Consider the following 18,428-nt stretch of genomic DNA (forward strand, 5'->3'; position numbering starts at 1 on the left):
CGGGATGTGCGTCGGGGGCTGCGGGCCGGTGGGGGCTGAGCGCGCAGTTCCCCGCGCCCCTAAAAACACCGGTCGGCCTGCGCTTTTAAGGGGCGCGGGGAACTGCGCGACCAGCCCCCACCGGGCCCGCGCCAACGCACAACCGGCACCACCCGCCAACCCTCCCACTCAAGGAGCCCACGCATGAGACTCCTCCGCAGCCGACCCGCACCCCCCTCCCCCGCCGAACCGGGAGACGTTCTCGCCGAGGCCGATGACCTGCACGTCCAACTCGGCGGGCGCAAAGTCCTCCACGGCGTCTCCGTGTCTGTCCGTGCCGGCGAGGTGCTCGCACTTGTCGGGCCCAACGGGGCAGGGAAATCAACCCTGTTGGGGGCCCTCGCCGCGGATCTGACGTCGTCCGCCGGGGTCGTCCGGATCAACGGATGCCCCGCCACGGAGTGGTCCGCTCCCGAACTCGCCCTGCGGCGGGCCGTGCTTCCTCAATCGGCCACGCTCTCCTTTCCGTTCACGGTCGAGGACGTCGTGCGGATGGGGCGGGCGCCGCATGCCACCAGCCCCGCCGAGGACGAGATCGCCGTAGCGGAGGCGATGGCGCGGGCGGAGGTGACGGACTTCGCGCTGCGGCCGTTCTCGGCGCTCAGTGGTGGGGAGCGGGCCCGGGTCGCGCTTGCGCGGGTGCTGGCCCAGCGGGCGCCTCTGCTGTTGCTCGACGAGCCGACCGCCGCGCTCGATCTCCGGCACCAGGAACTGGTCCTGCGGCTGTGCCGGGAAAGGGCGCACGCGGGGGACGCGGTGGTCGTGGTGCTGCACGATCTCGCGCTGGCCGCCGCCTACGCGCACCGGGTCGCGATCCTGCGCGCCGGTCGTGTCGCCGCCGAGGGTCCACCGGAGGACGTGTTCACCGAGGCGTTGCTTTCGGACGTCTATGACCAGCCGGTTGAGGTGTTCCCGCATCCGCGCACGGGGGCGGTCGTGGTGACGCCAAAACGGCCCGCTTGACCTTTCCTTGACCGCCCCTTGGTATTCGTTTTCCGCCAGCGAGATCAAGCCGTGTCTGTGATTTTTCTGTGGGCGGTGAATACCCGACCGGGCGGGTATGACTGAGGTAAGCCTCAGGTAAGTTAGGGCAGCCTCACCACACTCTCCCGCTTGGAGCCTGCATGCGTGCCGTCCGACTTCCCGTCGCCACCGCCGTCGCCGCCGCGGCCGCACTGACCGCCGTCACGGCGTGCACCGCGAAGAGCGACGCCAAGGACGGGGACGCGATCCAGGTGACCGCGGCCGACTCCAAGTGCACGACCTCCGCGAAGTCGATCCCGGCCGGGCAGGTCACGCTGAAGATCGAGAACACCGGCTCGAAGGCGACCGAGGTCGAGATCCTCTTCCCGGACGACCGGATCGTCTCCGAGAAGGAGAACATCGGGCCGGGGACCAAGTACACGCTCACCGCCGAGGTGAAGGCGGGGTCGTACGAGATCGCCTGCCGGCCTGGCATGAAGGGGCACGGTGTGCGGCAGAAGCTCACCGTCACCGGAGGCTCGGTCGCCAAGCGGGACCCGAAGCTGGACGCCGCCGTCGCCGCCTACCGCGAGTACGCGCAGGAGCAGGCCGACGCGACGCTCCCGAAGGTGGAGACCTTCGCCAACGCCATCAAGGCGGGCGACCTCACCGCCGCCAAGAACGCCTACGCGCCCTCCCGTTACGGCTGGGAGGCCACCGAGCCGATCGCCGAGTCGTTCGGGGACATCGACCCGAAGACCGACACCCGCGTCAACGACCTGGAGAAGGGCCAGAAGTGGACCGGCTGGCACGCGCTGGAGAAGGCGCTGTGGGTCGACAAGAAGACCGGTGCCGAACAGAAGGCCCTCGCCGCCGAGTTGGTCACGGACCTGAAGGACTGGCAGAAGCGCGTCGGCAAGGCCGAGATCACCCCGACCTCCATGGCCAACGGCGCCAAGGAACTCCTCGACGAGGTCGCCACCGGCAAGGTCACCGGTGAGGAGGACCGTTACTCGCACACCGACCTGAGCGACTTCAAGGCCAACGTCGAAGGCGCGCAGAAGGCGTACGAGCTGCTGAAGCCGGTCGCGCGGAAGAACGACGCCTCCCTGACCGCCGAACTGGACAAGCAGTTCGCGGCGCTCAACACGCTGCTCGACAAGTACCGCTCGACCTCGACCTCGGACGGCTTCGTGTCGTACGACAAGGTCACCGCGGACCAGCGCAAGGAGCTGTCGGACGCGGTCAACGCCCTTGCGGAGCCGCTGTCCAAGCTCGCCGCCGCCGTCGTGAAGTAGGCCTGAGATGACCGAAGTTCAGGAGAACGGTTCTCCCTCGCGTCGTTCGCTCATCGGCTGGGGCGGTGCCGGGCTTGCGCTCGGTGCCGTCGCGGCCGGTGGTGCGGTCGCGATGACCCGGGTCGGCGACGACGTCGATCCGGCCGGTGCCGACACCGGTGCCGCGGTCGCCTTCCACGGCGCCAACCAGGCCGGTATCGCCACGCCCGTCCAGGACCGGCTGCACTTCGCCGCGTTCGACGTGAAGACCGACGACCGCGCCGAGTTCGTGCGGATGCTGAAGGACTGGACGGCCGCCGCCCGCCGGATGACCGGTGGGCACGCGGTCGGCGACGGGGCCTACGGCGGGCTCGCCGAGGCGCCGCCGGACGACACCGGTGAGGCGTTGGGGCTGAAACCCTCGCGGCTGACGCTGACGATCGGCTTCGGGCCGTCGTTCTTCGAGCACTTCGGGCTCAGCGGCAGTCGGCCTGACGCCCTCGTCGATCTGCCGCAGTTCCCCGGCGACAACTTCGACAAGTCCCGTACGGGCGGGGACCTTTGTGTCCAGGCCTGTGCGGACGATCCGCAGGTCGCCGTGCACGCGATCCGCAACCTGGCGCGCATCGGCTTCGGCAAGGTCGCCATCCGGTGGTCCCAACTCGGCTTCGGGAAGACGTCGTCCACGACCCCGGGGGCTCAAACCCCCGCAATCTCATGGGGTTCAAGGACGGCACCCGCAACATCGCGGGGACCGAGACCGACCGGCTGAAGAAGTTCGTGTGGGTCGGGGACGGTGACGGCGGCGCCAACTCGGCCTGGATGAGCGGGGGTTCGTATCTCGTCGCCCGGCGGATCCGGATGAACATCGAGACCTGGGACCGGACGTCGCTCCAGGAGCAGGAGGACGTCTTCGGGCGGGACAAGGGCGAGGGCGCGCCGGTCGGCAAGGCGAAGGAGCACGACGCGCCGTTCCTGAAGGCGATGAAGCCCGACGCGCATGTGCGGCTCGCGCACCCCGACTCCAACAGCGGGGTCACGATCCTGCGCCGGGGCTACTCCTTCACCGACGGCACCGACGGCCTCGGCCGGCTCGAAGCGGGCCTGTTCTTCCTGGCCTACCAGCGTGACGTGCGCAAGGGATTCATCCCGCTGCAGCGGAAGCTGTCGGCGTCCGACGCGCTCAACGAGTACATCCAGCACGTGGGTTCGGCGGTCTTCGCCGTCCCGCCGGGCGTCCGCGACAAGGACGACTGGTGGGGCAGCACGCTGTTCTCCCAGGACGCGAAGGAGTCGTAGACCGTGTTCTCGAACTATCTGATCGGTCTGCGCGAGGGGCTGGAGGCCAGTCTCGTCGTCTGCATCCTGATCGCCTATCTCGTCAAGACGGACCGGCGCGACGCGCTGAAGCCGATCTGGATCGGCATCGTCGTCGCCGTCCTCATCGCGATGGGGTTCGGGTGCGCGCTCGAATTCGGTTCGCAGGAGATGACGTTCGAGGCGCAGGAGGCGCTCGGCGGCTCGCTGTCGATCCTCGCGGTCGGTCTGGTGACGTGGATGGTGTTCTGGATGCGGCGCACCGCCCGGCACCTGAAGACCGAACTGCACGGCAAGCTGGACGCGGCGCTCGCGATGGGCACGGGCGCGCTGGTCGCCACCGCGTTCCTCGCCGTCGGCCGCGAGGGGCTGGAGACCGCGCTGTTCGTGTGGGCGTCGGTGCACGCGGCGAGCGACGGGACCCCGCGTCCGCTGGTCGGCGTAGGACTGGGGCTGGCCACGGCGGTGTTCCTGGGGTGGCTGTTCTATTGCGGGGCGCTGAAGATCAACCTCGCGAAGTTCTTCACCTGGACCGGGGCGATGCTGGTCGTCGTCGCGGCGGGGGTATTGGCCTACGGCTTCCACGACCTGCAGGAGGCCGACTGGCTGCCGGGGCTGACGAAGCTGGCGTTCGACATCAGTGACACGATCCCACCGGACAGCTGGTACGGCACCCTCCTGAAGGGTGTCTTCAACTTCCAGCCGGACCCGACCGTCCTGCAGATCACGGTGTGGCTGCTGTACCTGGTCCCCACGCTCGCCCTGTTCTTCGCCCCGGTAGGGTTCGCCTCCGGGAAGGGGAAGGTGAAGACACCTGATGAGCAGGGATCGCAGCCCTCGAAGGCTCCGCAGGCTTGACCGGCGCGTACTGATAGCGGCCTCGGTGACCGCTTTGTCGCTGACGGCGAGCGGTTGCGTGGTGGTCCACGGCGAGCGGGAGGTCCTCCCGGCCACCACCCGCGCCGAGGCCGCGACGGCGCTCCAGCAGTTCACGACCGCGTACAACGCGGCCGACAAGGCGTACGACAGTTCCCTGGACGCCGCTCATGTCACCGGCGCGCTCGGTGACATCGACGCGGCGCGGCTGAAGGCGGGGCACACCAACTCGCCGTCCGGGAACCCGAATTACTCGCCGCTGAAGCTGACGGACGCGAAGTTCACCATCCCGAAGAAGGCCGGCTGGCCGCGCTGGTTCGTGGCCGACACCGCCGCCAACAAGGGTGGCGCGGCCCGGTGGTTGCTGGTCTTCACGCGCAACGACCTCGCCGAGCCCTGGCAGGTGGCGTATCTGACGCTGCTCGCGCCCACCGCCGTACCGAAGTTCAAGACCGACAAGGACGGCTGGGCCGAGGCCGTACCGGCGGACTCGGCCGAACTGGCCGTCGCGCCCGGCGAGTTGAGCCAGAGCTACGCGACGTATCTGAAGAGCGGCGGGACGGACTTCGCGGACGGGACGCACACCAGCGCGTGGCGTGCGGACCGGGAGAAGGCCACCAAGCCCGGCCTGGCCGTCCAGTTCCTCGACCAGCCGCTGACGAGCGGCGACTACGCGCCGCTGGCGCTGCGTACGGCGGACGGCGGGGCGCTGGTGTTCTTCACCACGCGGTACTTCCAGAAGGAGACCGCGGCCGAGGGCACGTCGGTGCCGACCCAGAACAAGGACGTCCAGGCGCTGACGACGGGTGAGGTGGAGCAGTCCCTCACCCTCCAACTCATCTCCAACGAGGTCGCGTTGGACCCCAAGCGGGGCGGGAAGGTGTCGGTGCTGGGGCGGATCGAGGGGCTGACCTCGGCGCAGGGCGGCTGACCTCCTCGCGGGGTGGCCGACCTCAGGAGGTCAACGGCCCAGGGGCCAGGCCGAGTTCGCGTGGTCCGGTTCCGCTCCCGCGTGGCGGGCGCAGGCGTCCGTGAGGGTTTCGAGGAGGGTCAGTGGGTCGGGCAGGGGGTGCTCGGGGCCGCGTACCCAGTGAACCGACTGGTTCTCACCGGGGAGTTGGGCCGGGGGGACGAGGACGTAGGAGCCGCGGCAGTGCCAGCGCAGGCCGGGGTGTTCGTCCATCGTCTCGGGGTGGCAGTCCAGTTCGCACGGCCACCACTCGTCCTCGTCCTCGGGGGTGCCGCGGGTGAGGGTGAAGAAGAGCAGCCGTCCGTCGTCGCTCGCGGCGACCGGGCCGACCTCGACACCGGCGGCGAGCAGCCGCTCCAGCGCCTCGTGGCCCGCTTCGAGGGGGACGTCCAGGACGTCGTTGACCATGCCGGTCGCGGTGATGAAGTTGGCCTGCGGCTGATGGCGGGCCCAGCGCTCGATCTGCGCGCGGTCGGTGGTGGACTGCGTCTGCCAGGCGAACGACACGGGGTGGCGGGCCGGTGTGGGGCAGCCCACACGGTCGCACGAACATCGGTAGCCCGGGGCGGGGTGCGCGGCGGGGGCGAGCGGCAGCCCGGCCTCGGCGGCGGCCAGCAGCAGCGCCTCGCGTCCGCTGCCGTCGTCGGGGGCCTCCTGCGGGCGGCGTCCGCGCAGCCACGAGGAGAGTTTGCCCTGCCGACCGGTCCGGCCACCGAACGTCGCGCTCATCTATCTCCTCGCCCTGCTGTTGTCGCCTTGCCGTCTTGCCGTTGTGCGGAGAACTTCCCCTATGGTCCCACCATCCTGCGCCCTGAGAGGCGGGACCCCGTATCCGGGGTGGGTGGGACGAGACACACGTGTGACAGTTTCGGCGGAAGTGTCACGCTTTTTCCGGCCAGGGGTCTGGCCAGGGGTCTCCCCAGCTCACGTTCCGTGCCGCCTTGTACTGGTCGCCGTGGCGTTTGGTGACCGTCGTGCGGCGCAGCTGTTCGTCGGTCTCGCAGAGGTCGAGGAGTACCTGGCCCTTGCGGATCTGCGGGCGGCGTACGACGCGGGCGGGGGCGGGTTCGACGGGGAAGCGGGCGGCGGCCACGTAGCTGAACTTCTCGTCCTCGTACGGCAGGGAGCCGCCCTTGACCTGGCGGTGCAGGGAGGAACGGCTGACCCGTGCCGAGAAGTGGCACCAGTCCTCGCCGGGGGTGATCGGGCAGGCGGCGCTGTGGGGGCAGGGGGCGGCGATGTGGAAACCGGCGGCGATCAGTCTGTCCCGGGCCTCGATGACGCGGGCGTAACCGGCGGGGGTGCCTGCCTCGACGATCACGACCGCCTGGGCCGCGGCTGCGGCGGCGTCGACGAGGGCGGTGCGGTCGGGGGCGGTGAGTTCGTTGAGGACGTAGGAGACGGTGACGAGGTCGGTGGGGTCGAGGGTGAGCGCGGAGCCGATGCGGGCGCGCTGCCAACTGACCCTGCCCAGTGCCGGGTTGGCGGCGGCGATCTCCTTGCCCAGGGCGAGTGCGGGCTCGGCCCAGTCGAGGACGGTCACCGGGCGGTCGCCGTCCCAGGTCGCGGCGGCGGCCCAGGTGGCGGCGCCGGTCCCACCGCCTACGTCCACATGTCCCTGCGGGGCCCAGTCGGGTACGGCGTCCGCGAAGGCGTCCAGTGCGGAACGTACGGCTTCGAAGGTCGCCGGCATCCGGTACGCCGCGTAGGCCGCCACGTCCGCGCGGTCCCGCAGGATCGGGGCGTCGGTCGGGGTGGCCCCCCGGTAATTGGCGATCAGGCGCTCCACAGCCCCGGAGGCCTGCCTGGGCGGAAGCCCGTCGAGCAACCGGGCTAGAGCATTACGGAGGGTTTCGGCGGGCGCAACGGGGTCGTTCACCCGCCGATTCTAAGTTGCCCGGAGCTGATGCCGACGTCCCTGGGGGCTCCGCCCCCAGACCCCCGAGGCCTGTGCCCACCCACCACCCATGACGGGGCAATGGAGGAGCTCGGCTCAAAAACGCCGCCCGACCCGCCAACTCGACAAGCCAAAACCCCCACCACCCGCACCTCTCCAACACCGCCCCGCCTTCGAAGGGGCGCGGGGAACTGCGCGACCAGCCCCCACCGGACCCGCACCCAACAACACAACCGGCACCACCCCGCACCCCCTACCCCCTCACCCCCGAACCGCCCGAGCCACCCTCGTCCCCGCAGCCGCCCGAGGCCCACTGTCCGCCCCCCGCCTCCGCGGATGCACGGTGTTGGCCAGCAGGACCAGGAACGTGTCCGTAGCCGGATCCAGCACCACCGACGTCCCCGTGAACCCGGTGTGCCCCACGGCCCCCCGCCCCGCCAACTCCCCCATGAACCAAGCCTGATCAACCCCGAAGCCGAGCCCCGGCGGGGTCAGCAGCAGCTCCACGAAATCCGCGCCGAGGATGCGAGCGGGGCCGTAGGAACCCCCCGCCAGCAACGTGCGGCAGAAGATCGCCAGGTCGCGCCCCGTCGAGAAGAGGCCCGCGTGACCGGCCACCCCGCCCAGCGCCCACGCGTTCTCGTCGTGGACGACGCCCCGCAGCATGCCCCGGTCCACCTTGGCCCACGGCCGGCGCTGGTCCTCCGTCGCCGCCGCGCCGGGGCACGGGCCGAAGTCCGTGGACGTCATGCCCAGCGGGCGGGTGATGCCGTCGTGGATGAGGACGTCCAGCGTGCGGCCGCTGACGCGTTCCAGGACGAACTGGAGCAGGAGGAGGTTCAGGTCCGAGTAGACGTACTCGCCCGGCTCCCCCACCGGCGCCTCCGTTCGGAGCATCGACAGGCGTTCGGCGTCGTCGGCACAGTCGTAGAGCGGGAGTTCGGGGCGCAGGCCCGAGGTGTGGGTGAGGAGCTGGCGGACGGTGATGCCGTGGCGGGCCGCGGCCCGGAAGTCCGGCAGGTACGCGCCCACCCTCGCGTCGATGCCCAGCGTGCCCCGCTCGATCTGCTGCATCGCCGCCACCGCCGTGAACAGCTTGGTCACGGAAGCCAGGTCGAAGGGGGTGTCGACCGTGGCGGCGACGCGCGAAGCCGGCGGCAGCTCGACGCCCCGGTCGGTCTCCGGGTCGTAGGCCGAATACCGTACGGCCCAGCCCGCCGCCTCCTCCACGGCGATCACCGGGCCGCGGCCGGCCACCACGACGGTGCCCGCCGCCCAGGGACGGTCGCCGGTGGTGAGGTCGTGGGCCTGCCGGATCAGGTGGCGGAGTTCCTCGGGGTCGAGGCCGGCCTTTTCCGGGGTGTCGTTGCGCAGTCTCGGGGCGCTCAGCTCCCCACTCCCTCCGCGGTCGTACGTGTGTTCCAAGGACGGCACATTCCCACGAAGCAGGCCACCGCCACCAGTGCGGCCACCAGTTGGACAACCGCCATCGGGACGGCCGTGTGCTCGCCCGCGATGCCGACCAGCGGGGAGGCGATCGCACCTATCAAGAAGGATGACGTGCCCAGCAGGGCGGAAGCCGAACCCGCCGAGTGGCGCGTGCGCATCAGCGCCAGGGTCTGGGCGTTGGGGAGGGTCACGCCCATCGCCGACATCAGGACGAACAGGGCCGCCGCGACCGGGACCAGGCCCACCTCCCCGAACGCTCCCGTCGCCATCAGCAGCAGCGCCGTCGCCGCCAGCACCACCACCGCCAGGCCCGCGCCCAGGACCTTGTCCATCGACACCCTGCCCACCAGCAGCTTGCCGTTGATCTGGCCCACTGCCACCAGGCCCACCGAGTTGATGCCGAAGAGGAGGCTGAAGGTCTGCGGGGTCGCTCCGTAGATCTCCTGGACGACGAAAGGAGACGCCGAGATGTACGCGAACAACGCGGCGAAGGAGAAGCCGCCCGTGAGCATGTAGCCCGTGAAGGGGAGGTCGGCCAGAAGGGCGCGCATGCCGCGCAGGGCCTCCGCCGTGCCGCCCGCGTGGCGGTCCGCCGGGGCGAGGGTCTCGGGGAGGCGGGTCCAGACGAGGACCGCGAGCGCCATGCCGACGAACGTCAGGACCACGAACACACCCCGCCAGTCCGTGACCCGCAGGATCTGGCCGCCCACCAGCGGCGCGACGATCGGGGCCACCCCGGAGACCAGCATCAGGGTGGAGAAGAAGCGGGCCATCGCCACGCCGTCGTACAGGTCGCGGACGACCGCCCTCGCGATCACTATTCCGGCCGCGCCCGCCAGGCCCTGGACCAGGCGGAAGGCGACCAGGGACTCGACGTTCGGCGCGATCGCGCACAGGGCGGTCGCGACGACGTAGACGGCCAGGCCGGTCAGCAGCGGGCGTCGGCGGCCCCACTTGTCGCTCATCGGGCCCACCGCCAGCTGGCCCAGCGCCATGCCCGCGAGGCAGGCGGTGAGCGTGAGCTGGACGGTCGCGGCGGGGGCGTGCAGGGAGCGGGTGACCGCCGGGAGCGCGGGGAGGTACATGTCCATCGACAGCGGCGGGGTCGCCGTGAGGCCGCCGAGGACGAGGATCATGAGGAGGCCCGCGCGACGGGTCGCCTTGAGCGATGACGGTGACGACGCTACGGCGGACTGCGGCACGGCCGGCGTCTGCGCCCCCTGCTCGGGCATGTGCCCCTCCCTCTCCGAGTGATCCGCCACCTATGCTCTCAGCTCGTACAGGGTGCCGAGGGTCTGGTGAGCGAGGGTGGGGCCGCGATGACGGAACAGAGGGTGCGCTGGGGAGTCCTGGCCACGGGTGGGATCGCGGCCGCGTTCGCGGCGGAGCTCGTCGATCTGCCGGACGCCGACCTGGTCGCGGTGGCCTCGCGCACGGAAGCCTCGGCGAAGGCCTTCGCGGAACGGTTCGGGATCGAGCGGGCCTACGGCGGCTGGGACGCGCTGGCGAACGACGGGGACATCGATGTCGTCTACGTCGCAACCCCGCACTCGGCGCACCGCACGGCCGCCGGTCTCTGCCTGGAGGCGGGGCGGAACGTGCTCGTCGAGAAGGCCTTCACCCTGAACTCCCGCGAGGCGACGGAACTTGTCGCACTGGCGGGTGAGCACGGGAGCTTCCTCATGGAGGCCATGTGGATGTACTGCAATCCGCTCGTACGGCGGCTGAAGTCGCTGGTCGACGATGGTGCCATCGGTGAAGTCCGCACGATCCAGGCCGACTTCGGGCTCGCTGGGCCCTTTCCGCCCTCGCACCGGCTGCGTGATCCGGCGCAGGGCGGGGGCGCGCTGCTGGACCTCGGGGTGTATCCGGTGTCGTTCGCGCATCTGCTGCTCGGTGAGCCCGCCGACGTCAAGGCGTCGGCCGTGCTCTCGCCCGAGGGTGCCGATCTGCAGACGGCGGCCCTGTTCTCCTGGGACAGCGGAGCGCTGGCCGCGCTGCACTGCTCGATCGTCGGGGGTACGGGGACCTCGGCGTCGGTGACCGGTTCGCTGGGGCGGATCGACATCCCGGACGGCTTCTTCCACCCGGAGCGGTTCGTGCTGCACCGGGACGGGCGCGACCCCGAGGAGTTCGTGCTCGACCCGGCGGACGGGCCGCGCAACACCTTGCGCCACGAGGCGTCCGAGGTGATGCGGGCGGTGCGGGCCGGGGAGACCGAGTCGCCTCTGGTGCCGCTGGAGGGGACCCTCGCGGTGATGCGGACGCTGGACGCGGTGCGGGAGCGGATCGGGGTGCGGTACCCGCAGGAGGGGTGACTCGTAGGCTGCGGCCATGAACGCTGAGGAATCGTCGAAGATCGCCGTGGTGACCGGCGCCGGATCCGGCATCGGGCGCGCGGTCGCCGTGGAACTGCTGCGCGCGGGCTGGTCGTTGGCACTGGCCGGCCGCCGCGCCGAACCGCTGGAGGAGACGGCCGCGCTGGTGCCCGAGGGCGCCTCCATCACCGTGGCGACGGATGTCGCGCGGCCGGAGGACGTGGACGGGCTGTTCGACGCGGTCGTGGAGCGGTTCGGGCGGGTGGACCTGCTGTTCAACAACGCGGGGACCTTCGGGCCCGGTGGGGTGGCGGTGGAGGACCTGTCCTACGACGCCTGGCGGCATGTGGTGGACACCAACCTCAACGGGGCGTTCCTGTGTGCGCAGGCGGCGTACCGGCGGATGAAGGAGCAGGTGCCGCAGGGCGGGCGGATCATCAACAACGGGTCCATTTCCGCCCATACGCCCCGTCCGCAGTCCGTGGCCTACACCGCCACCAAACACGCGCTGACGGGGCTCACCAAGTCGCTGTCGCTGGACGGGCGGCCGTACTCGATCGCGGTCGGGCAGATCGACATCGGGAACGCGGCGACCGACATGACGGCGCGGATGGAGACCGGTGCGCTGCAGGCCAACGGGGTGGTAACCCCGGAACCGGTGATGGATGTCGCCGATGTGGCGCGCACCGTGCGGCACATGGCGGAGCTGCCGCTGGGGGCGAACGTGCAGTTCGCGACGGTGCTGGCGACCGCGATGCCGTATGTCGGGCGCGGCTAGGGCAAGTTGCACAAACGGAATTTGACCGTCCGTACCATTGCGGCCGGTTGCTGACTTATGCTCAACTCTCTCCATCAAAGCTTCACACTTGGAGCACAAGGGTTCCGCACTGGCGGAGCTCTTGGTTCCGCAGGCCAATCCGAGGGGGGAGAGGCGACAGTCGTTCCACGGCCCGGGTGGGGGTGGAGCCCGCGTGGGACCGCGGGTTACGCACCGGACCGTGGAGCGGCTGTCGCGTCACATCAACTCCCGTCGAGCTCCTGGGACTTGGCCGCCGCTACGGCCGCCCGCCGGCGGCGCAGCGCGAACGCGCCGCCCGTGAGCACCGCGACCGCACCCGCCGCACCGCCCAGCATCGGCCAGGGCGAGGCACCGTCCGACGAGGACGAGGCGGAGCTCCCGGAGGCTCCCGGCGCACCCTTGGCACCCGACGGCGTCGGGCTCGCGGTGGCCCCGCCCTCGCTCAGCGGCTCGACCAGCGTGCCCACCGCCCGGGCCGAACTCCCTTTGCCGAAGCCCCAGTCGAGGAGCGCGGCGGTCTCCTTGTAGACCTCGTTGCCGCCGTTCTTGGGGTGCATCACGGTGACCAGGAGGGTGCGGCCGCCGCGGGTGGCGGCGCCGGTGAAGGTGTTGCCCGCGTGGCTGGTGTAGCCGTTCTTCACACCGATGATGCCCGGGTAGGGGCGCAGGCCGTACGAACCGCTGAGCAGGCGGTCGGTGTTCTGGATCTGGAAGGTCTTCTTGCCGCCGGCCGGGAAGTTCGCGGTCCGGGTCGAGCAGTAGGCGCTGAAGTCCTCGTCGTGCAGCCCGTGCCGGGCGAAGAGCGTGAGGTCGTACGCCGAGGAGACCTGCCCGGGGTGGTCGAAGCCGTCCGGGCTCACCACGTGCGTGTCCAGGGCCTGGAGGTCCTTCGCCTTGGCCTGCATCTCGGCGACCGTCGCGGCGATCCCGCCGTTCATGTGGGCCAGCACGTGCACGGCGTCGTTGCCCGAGCGAAGGAAGACGCCCTGCCACAACTGGTGGACGCTGTACAGGATTCCGGGCTTCACACCGACGAGGCTGGAGCCGGAGGGGACGTCGGCGAGGTCGGCGTCGGTCACCCGGTAGGTCCGGGTCCGCTCGAACTTCCCCAGCACGGTGTCGGCGAACAGCATCTTCAGCGTGGAGGCGGGCGCGAGCCGCTGGTGCGCGCGGTACGAGGCGAGCACCTCGCCCGTCTTGTGGTCGGCGATCAGCCACGCGCGGGCGGTGAGTTTCTTAGGCAGCGTGGAGGCGTCGCCGGCCTGGATCCCGTCGCGGGCCAGCCGCTCACCGCCTATCGCGGTCGCCGCGGACGCGGGAGTCGCCGCCGCCAGAGGAAGAGCGGCGGCGGTCAGGCCGAGAGCGGCACGCCGGGTGAGCCGAGAGGAATCGCGCATCCCGGGACCGTACAAAATGAGAGGGCGGGCGTGCACGGCGGGGTCCGTCGCGAGATCTTCGGCGAGGCGTCGAAAGGGTGCTCGACGGCCCATGTCAGCAAGCCATTGAACAGGGGTTTCCTGGCAGGAAGCCCTCGGCAGCTTAGGAATGAGCTGTCTGACGCAATTCTGATTTCGGGCCTCTTTTTCTCAGGCCAGACACATCCTTTACTCAGGTCGACTCAAAGGTTCCTCCATAGCTTGTGGCCGCGCCCACAGCGGGCGCCAAGAACCTTTGGGGAATGGGATGTTTGGCATCTATCTCAAGCGCGAGCTGAGCCGTCGCAAGAAGGCGGCCCTGGTCATCGCGATGGGTCTGGCGCTCGGTATCGCGCTGGTCATCACCGTCAACTCGGTGTCGGCCGGCATGAATCAGGCTCAGGACAAGGTCCTCAAGTCTCTTTACGGTCTCGGAACTGACATGACCGTGACCAAGGCGCAGTCGGCCCCCAAGGCCGGCAGCTCGCAGGGTCCCAGCTTCAAGTTCGGCGCCACCTCCTCCAGCAGCAGCTCGCAGAGCTCGGACCGGGTGAACACGCAGGGCGGTCAGGCCCTCGCGTCCTCCCTGGTCACCAAGGTCGGCTCGCAGAAGGGCGTGTCCGCAGCGGTCGGCGCGCTCACCCTGAACGTCACCAAGGTCGACGGCTCCTTCACCCAGGGCAAGGCCAAGTCCTCCACCACGTCCGGTTCCTCCTCCGGTTCGCAGCAGGGCGGCCCCGGCGGCGGCACGGGCGGCGGCACCAGCACCGGGCAGCCCCAGGTGCAGGGCGGCGGCGCCAACTTCAACGTGAACTCGTACTCGGTCGCGGGCATCGACGTCACCAACCAGACGCTCGGCCCGCTGTCCACGTCGAAGATCACCACCGGCAAGACCTTCACGACCGCGCAGACCAATGCGAAGGTCGCGGTCGTCAGCAAGTCGTACGCCAAGTCGAAGAAGTACAAGGTCGGTTCGACCTTCTCGATCTCCGGCACCAAGTTCACGGTCATCGGCATCGCGACGCCCAACAGCAGCGAGTCCACGATCGACGTGTACGTGCCGCTGAAGCAGGCGCAGACGCTGGGCGACTCGAAGGACAAGGTCACCACGATCTACGTCAAGGCGACCGACTCCAAGCAGATCTCGGCCGTCAAGACGACGATCCAGAAGAACATCTCGGGTACGACGGTCACCACCTCCGCCGACCTCGCGTCCACCGTCTCCGGTTCGCTGTCCACCGCCTCCAACCTCGCGACCAGCGTGGGCAAGTGGCTGTCGATCGCGGTCCTGATCGCCGCGTTCCTCGTCGCCGCGCTGCTCACCTCCTCGGCGGTGTCCCGCCGGGTGCGTGAGTTCGGCACGCTGAAGGCGCTCGGCTGGCCGAGCCGCAAGGTGACCCGGCAGGTCGTCGGCGAGTCCATGGTCAACGGTCTGATCGGTGGCGGGCTCGGTATCGCGCTCGGTCTCCTGGCGGCCTACACGGTCACCGCGATCAGCCCCAAGCTGACCGCGCAGCTCGGCTCCACCTCCGGCGGCGGTGGCGGCATGGGCGGCGGCCCCGGTGGCGGCGGCCAGGGCGGTCCCGGCCAGCAGGCCACCTCCAACACCCTGGAGATCGCCCTGAACGCGCCGGTCTCGCTGACCACGATCGCCCTCGCGGTGGGCCTGGCCGTCACCGGCGGACTGATCGCCGGCGCGATGGGCGGCTGGCGTGCGTCGCGGATGCGTCCGGCGGACGCGCTGCGCAGCGTGTCGTAGCGCGGCCGTGGTGGCGTGGTCCGGCGGAGGCGGCTCGTGACGCCGCCGACGCCGGCCGCGCCGCACCCCCTGAACCGGGGCGCCGCCACCGTTCCCCCCGGGCGGCGGCGCCCCGACCCTCTTCTTCTTCACAGACGTATCGACGGAGATCCCATGTACAAGCTCACCGGCGTGACCAAGCGCTACTCGCGGGGCAAGGAGACGGTCGAGGCGCTGCGGGGCGTCGACCTCACGATCGAGGACGGCGACCAGCTCGTCATCCAGGGCCCCACCGGCGGCGGCAAGTCGACGCTGCTGCAGATGATCGGCGGCCTGGACCGGCCCTCCGAGGGCAGTGTCGAGCTGGACGGCGTCAACCTCGCCACCATCAGCGAGGCCAAGCTGACCCGGCTGCGGGCCGAGAAGATCGGCATCATCTTCCAGTCCTTCAACCTCATCCCGACGCTCACCGCGCAGGAGAACGTCGAGACGGCCCTGGTGCCGCTCGGCGTCAAGCCGGCCGAGCGCCGTGAGCGGGCGGCCGAGGCGCTGACCTCGGTGGGCCTCGGCGACCGCCTCAAGCACGCCCCGTCCGAACTCTCCGGCGGCCAGCAGCAGCGCGTCGCGATCGCCCGCGCGCTGGTGAAGAAGCCGAAGGTGCTCCTCGCCGACGAGCCCACCGGCAACCTCGACGAGGGCACCCGCGACGACATCATGGGCCTGCTCGAAGGCCTCTGGCACGAGTACGGGCTGACCTTCATCATGGTCACCCACGACTCGTCGATCGCCCGCCGCGCGCCGCGCCTGGCCACCATCAAGGCCGGCCAGATCACCCTCACCGAACAGGGCCGCGGCGGCGGCCAGTTCGCACCTCAGCAGCAGTACGCGGAACACGGCAACCAGGGTTACTGAGCCCGCCTGTCGGTCCCGCCGGGGCCGTTCACCTGCCGAGCACGCGGTCGACCTCGACCAACTGCCCGGCGGTGAGCGGCCCTTTGGCGATGGCGCCGGAGTTCTGCTCGGCGTGTGCGGCTGCGCGGGCCCCGAGGATCTGGATTGGTCCGGGGCGCTACGCGGGTCCACCGCCCAGGACTACCACCCCCTGAGGCGGCCCCGTCGGCCGCTCATCGCCCCAGCACCAGGTCGATCTCCGCCAACTGCCCGGCGGTGAGCGGTCCCTTGGCGATCGCGTCGGAGTTCTGCTCGGCGTGTGCGGCTGCGCGGGCCCCGAGGATCTGGATTGGTCCGGGGGGCTACGCGGGTCCACCGCCCAGGACTACCGCCCCCTGAGGCGGCCCCGTCGGCCACTCATCGCCCCAGCACCAGGTCGATCTCCGCCAACTGCCCGGCGGTGAGCGGTCCCTTGGCGATCGCGCCCGCGTTCTGTTCGGCCTGGGTGACCGAGCGGAAGCCGGGGATCGGGACGGTGCGGGGGCTGCGGGCCCAGAGCCAGGCGAGGGCGCCCTGGGCCGGGGTGCGGCCCTCGGAGGTGAGGATCTCGCGGAGGGCTTCGACGCGGGCGACGTAGTCCTCGTCGGCGCCCGCGCCCTGCTTGAAGCCCTGCATCCACGCCGGGGGCGTGTTGCGGATGTCGCCGGCCTCCAACTCCCGTCCCGGCGCCTGCTTTCCGGTGAGCAGGCCCATGGCGAGCGGGCTGCGGTTGATGCTGGCCAGGCCCAACTCCTCGCACAGGGCGAACATTTCGGGGGCGTCCTGCAACACGTTCGCCGCGTGCTGTACGGCCGCGCAGTGCTCCCCCTCGGCGAAGACGGCGGCGCGGGCCGGGTCGTCGGTGCTCCAGGCGTAGGCGCGGATCAGGCCCTCCTGTACGAACTCCTCGCACTGGTCCCGGAGTTGGGCGGCCCGGCCCAAGTCCGCGTCGGACAGGTGGAGTTGGTACAGGTCGATGTGGTCGGTGTCCAGGCGCTTCAGGGATGCGGTGAGCGCGCGGCGGGCGTACTCCGGGGAGTCGTCGGAGCCGGTGAGCGTGCGGGTCTCCTCGTCGAAGACGTTGCCCCACTTGGTGGCGAGGACCACGTCGTCCCGGCGCTTGCCGAGCGCGCGGCCGAGGACGCGTTCACTGTGCCCCGCGCCGTACGTGTCGGCGGTGTCGAAGAACGTGACGCCCAGATCGAGGGCGCGCCGGACCGCCCGTACGGACTCCTCGTCGTCGACCTTGCCCCAGCCGAGCGGCTGCCCGCTCACGTCCTGCCACTCACCGCCGATCGCCCAGCAGCCGAAGCCGAGAGCGCTCACGTCGATACCGCTGCGGCCGAGAGTCCTGATGTTCGACTTGGTCTCCATGCCTGTGCACGCTAGGAGTTGGAGTGCACACGAAGGCAAGGGTTTTTACGTCGGTCAGGCCTGGCCCGTCTCGAAGCGGGCGATCCTGCCGTCGTCGCCGACCGTGAAACGCCACGCGGTGCGCATCTCGCCCCAGGTGTCGTTGGAGTAGTTGGCGACGAGGGCCCGGCCGCCGTTCGACTCCCGGTCGACCTCCATGTGGCCGTGGGAGGAGAAGATCTCCCGGTCGATCCAGTCGGTGAGGTCACGGTCGGTACCGTCGTCCGCCATCGTCGCGCCCGGCGCGAGCAGCGCCAGGAAGGCGTCGCGGTCGTGGGCGTTGACGGCGCTGACGAACGCCCGGACGGCGGGATCGCTGAGTTTGGCTGGCTGAATCGTCATGCCGGTCAGACTCACACCGTTCCCGGGGCCCCGCCACCCGAACGGCCGCGCGCATCCGCCCGCCGGGCACCCGGGGTGCGACGGTGGAGGGACCGTCCCCGCCGCCTGTTCAGGGAGTCACCGTGACCTGTTACGACCGAGAAGATCTGGGCCTGCTGCTGCTCCGGCTGGGTACCGGCGGCGTGCTGGCCGCGCACGGCGCGCAGAAGCTGTTCGGCTGGTTCGGCGGGGGCGGGATCGAGGGCACCGGCGCGGCCATGGAGGCGATGGGGTACTCCCCCGGCAAGCAGAGCGCCGTGCTGGCGGGCCTCTCCGAGGCGGGCGGCGGCGCGCTGCTCGCGCTGGGTCTGGCGACCCCGGCGGCGGGCGCGGCGGCGGCCGGTGCGATGACGGGAGCGGCCGCCGTGCACGCGCCCAACGGTTTCTTCGCGGCGGCCGGCGGCTACGAGTACGCGGCCTCCCTCGCCCTGACCGCGGCCGGCCTCGCGGTCACGGGCCCGGGCCGCCTCTCCCTGGACCACGCGCTGGGCCACGCGGTGAACCGGGGCTGGATGGTCCCGGCGGCGCTCGCGGTGACGGGGGCGGCGACGGCCGTGGTGGTGGGCCTGCGGAACAGGCGGGTGCGGGAGGCGGCGGAGTTCGGGCAGGAGACGTTGTTCGACGAGTGACGAGCGACGAGCAGGGC

16 protein-coding genes and 1 pseudogene are annotated in these 18,428 nt (G+C 70.7%); 10 read left to right on the forward strand and 7 right to left on the reverse strand.

Annotated elements, in window-relative coordinates:
* The first annotated feature begins 183 nt into the window (after positions 1-183).
* From R2B38_RS10360 to R2B38_RS10380, 5 genes and pseudogenes are all read left to right on the forward strand, one after another.
* Positions 184-1,002: a heme ABC transporter ATP-binding protein gene (locus R2B38_RS10360; protein WP_318015966.1), complete on the forward strand. Its 819-nt coding sequence runs from the start codon at positions 184-186 to the stop codon at positions 1,000-1,002.
* 161 nt (positions 1,003-1,163) lie between these two features.
* The gene (gene efeO, locus R2B38_RS10365) at positions 1,164-2,300 is read left to right on the forward strand and encodes an iron uptake system protein EfeO (RefSeq protein ID WP_318015967.1); all 1,137 of its coding nucleotides are present in this window, start codon (positions 1,164-1,166) and stop codon (positions 2,298-2,300) included.
* A 7-nt stretch (positions 2,301-2,307) separates the two neighbouring features.
* Positions 2,308-3,578 (forward strand): annotated as a pseudogene (gene efeB, locus R2B38_RS10370) (iron uptake transporter deferrochelatase/peroxidase subunit).
* Positions 3,579-3,581: 3 nt separating this feature from the next.
* Positions 3,582-4,454: an iron uptake transporter permease EfeU gene (gene efeU, locus R2B38_RS10375; RefSeq protein ID WP_318015968.1), complete on the forward strand. Its 873-nt coding sequence runs from the start codon at positions 3,582-3,584 to the stop codon at positions 4,452-4,454.
* Positions 4,414-5,403: a hypothetical protein gene (locus R2B38_RS10380; protein ID WP_318015969.1), complete on the forward strand. Its 990-nt coding sequence runs from the start codon at positions 4,414-4,416 to the stop codon at positions 5,401-5,403. Before efeU ends, R2B38_RS10380 begins: the two co-directional genes overlap by 41 nt.
* A gap of 30 nt (positions 5,404-5,433) precedes the next feature.
* Here the strand turns inward: R2B38_RS10380 and R2B38_RS10385 are convergent, their stop codons facing one another.
* The 4 genes from R2B38_RS10385 to R2B38_RS10400 form a co-directional block, all read right to left on the reverse strand.
* On the reverse strand, positions 5,434-6,171 hold the full coding sequence (locus R2B38_RS10385) for a bifunctional DNA primase/polymerase (RefSeq protein ID WP_019064331.1): 738 nt from the start codon (positions 6,169-6,171) through the stop codon (positions 5,434-5,436).
* Between the two features lie 151 nt (positions 6,172-6,322).
* A complete protein-coding gene (locus R2B38_RS10390) occupies positions 6,323-7,321 on the reverse strand; it encodes a small ribosomal subunit Rsm22 family protein (RefSeq protein ID WP_318015970.1) in 999 nt (332 codons plus the stop codon).
* Between the two features lie 279 nt (positions 7,322-7,600).
* Positions 7,601-8,773 carry a serine hydrolase domain-containing protein gene (locus R2B38_RS10395; protein ID WP_318015971.1) on the reverse strand — a complete coding sequence of 391 codons (1,173 nt, stop codon included), beginning with the start codon at positions 8,771-8,773 and terminating at the stop codon, positions 7,601-7,603.
* The gene (locus tag R2B38_RS10400; protein WP_318015972.1) at positions 8,725-10,020 is read right to left on the reverse strand and encodes a multidrug effflux MFS transporter; all 1,296 of its coding nucleotides are present in this window, start codon (positions 10,018-10,020) and stop codon (positions 8,725-8,727) included. The genes R2B38_RS10395 and R2B38_RS10400 overlap by 49 nt, the downstream gene beginning before the upstream one ends.
* An 87-nt stretch (positions 10,021-10,107) precedes the next feature.
* Between R2B38_RS10400 and R2B38_RS10405 the strand changes: the two genes are divergently transcribed.
* Positions 10,108-11,106 (forward strand): Gfo/Idh/MocA family oxidoreductase, encoded by a 999-nt coding sequence (locus R2B38_RS10405; protein WP_318015973.1) that lies wholly within the window; start codon positions 10,108-10,110, stop codon positions 11,104-11,106.
* 16 nt (positions 11,107-11,122) lie between these two features.
* Positions 11,123-11,884, forward strand: a complete 762-nt coding sequence (locus R2B38_RS10410) for an SDR family oxidoreductase (protein ID WP_318015974.1) — start codon at positions 11,123-11,125, stop codon at positions 11,882-11,884.
* 242 nt (positions 11,885-12,126) lie between these two features.
* Here the strand turns inward: R2B38_RS10410 and R2B38_RS10415 are convergent, their stop codons facing one another.
* Positions 12,127-13,302: a D-alanyl-D-alanine carboxypeptidase gene (locus R2B38_RS10415; RefSeq protein ID WP_318015975.1), complete on the reverse strand. Its 1,176-nt coding sequence runs from the start codon at positions 13,300-13,302 to the stop codon at positions 12,127-12,129.
* A 286-nt stretch (positions 13,303-13,588) separates the two neighbouring features.
* On the opposite strand from R2B38_RS10415, the gene R2B38_RS10420 reads away from it, so the two are divergent.
* Positions 13,589-15,079 carry an ABC transporter permease gene (locus R2B38_RS10420; RefSeq protein WP_318015976.1) on the forward strand — a complete coding sequence of 497 codons (1,491 nt, stop codon included), beginning with the start codon at positions 13,589-13,591 and terminating at the stop codon, positions 15,077-15,079.
* Between the two features lie 153 nt (positions 15,080-15,232).
* Complete coding sequence (locus R2B38_RS10425; protein ID WP_318015977.1) at positions 15,233-15,970, forward strand: ABC transporter ATP-binding protein; 738 nt, start codon at positions 15,233-15,235, stop codon at positions 15,968-15,970.
* A gap of 396 nt (positions 15,971-16,366) precedes the next feature.
* Here R2B38_RS10425 and R2B38_RS10430 read toward each other — a convergent pair whose 3' ends face one another.
* Together R2B38_RS10430 and R2B38_RS10435 are read right to left on the reverse strand one after the other, a co-directional pair.
* The gene (locus R2B38_RS10430) at positions 16,367-17,362 is read right to left on the reverse strand and encodes an aldo/keto reductase (protein WP_318015978.1); all 996 of its coding nucleotides are present in this window, start codon (positions 17,360-17,362) and stop codon (positions 16,367-16,369) included.
* Between the two features lie 54 nt (positions 17,363-17,416).
* On the reverse strand, positions 17,417-17,743 hold the full coding sequence (locus R2B38_RS10435) for a nuclear transport factor 2 family protein (RefSeq protein WP_318015979.1): 327 nt from the start codon (positions 17,741-17,743) through the stop codon (positions 17,417-17,419).
* Between the two features lie 122 nt (positions 17,744-17,865).
* Between R2B38_RS10435 and R2B38_RS10440 the strand changes: the two genes are divergently transcribed.
* Entirely contained in the window at positions 17,866-18,411 is a 546-nt protein-coding gene (locus R2B38_RS10440; RefSeq protein ID WP_318015980.1) for a DoxX family membrane protein, read from the forward strand.
* Positions 18,412-18,428: the final 17 nt, after the last annotated feature.

Source organism: Streptomyces sp. N50 (genome assembly GCF_033335955.1).
Classification (GTDB): domain Bacteria; phylum Actinomycetota; class Actinomycetes; order Streptomycetales; family Streptomycetaceae; genus Streptomyces.

What these genes read in the sequence shown, in the direction of transcription:
- R2B38_RS10385 (WP_019064331.1), bottom strand. Translation starts at nt 6,171, where the DNA reads ATGAGCGCGACGTTCGGTGGCCGGACCGGTCGGCAGGGCAAACTCTCC.
- R2B38_RS10380 (WP_318015969.1), top strand. Translation starts at nt 4,414, where the DNA reads ATGAGCAGGGATCGCAGCCCTCGAAGGCTCCGCAGGCTTGACCGGCGC.
- R2B38_RS10400 (WP_318015972.1), bottom strand. Translation starts at nt 10,020, where the DNA reads ATGCCCGAGCAGGGGGCGCAGACGCCGGCCGTGCCGCAGTCCGCCGTA.
- R2B38_RS10405 (WP_318015973.1), top strand. Translation starts at nt 10,108, where the DNA reads ATGACGGAACAGAGGGTGCGCTGGGGAGTCCTGGCCACGGGTGGGATC.
- R2B38_RS10415 (WP_318015975.1), bottom strand. Translation starts at nt 13,302, where the DNA reads ATGCGCGATTCCTCTCGGCTCACCCGGCGTGCCGCTCTCGGCCTGACC.
- R2B38_RS10435 (WP_318015979.1), bottom strand. Translation starts at nt 17,743, where the DNA reads ATGACGATTCAGCCAGCCAAACTCAGCGATCCCGCCGTCCGGGCGTTC.
- R2B38_RS10430 (WP_318015978.1), bottom strand. Translation starts at nt 17,362, where the DNA reads ATGGAGACCAAGTCGAACATCAGGACTCTCGGCCGCAGCGGTATCGAC.
- R2B38_RS10420 (WP_318015976.1), top strand. Translation starts at nt 13,589, where the DNA reads ATGTTTGGCATCTATCTCAAGCGCGAGCTGAGCCGTCGCAAGAAGGCG.
- R2B38_RS10360 (WP_318015966.1), top strand. Translation starts at nt 184, where the DNA reads ATGAGACTCCTCCGCAGCCGACCCGCACCCCCCTCCCCCGCCGAACCG.
- efeO (WP_318015967.1), top strand. Translation starts at nt 1,164, where the DNA reads ATGCGTGCCGTCCGACTTCCCGTCGCCACCGCCGTCGCCGCCGCGGCC.
- R2B38_RS10425 (WP_318015977.1), top strand. Translation starts at nt 15,233, where the DNA reads ATGTACAAGCTCACCGGCGTGACCAAGCGCTACTCGCGGGGCAAGGAG.
- R2B38_RS10410 (WP_318015974.1), top strand. Translation starts at nt 11,123, where the DNA reads ATGAACGCTGAGGAATCGTCGAAGATCGCCGTGGTGACCGGCGCCGGA.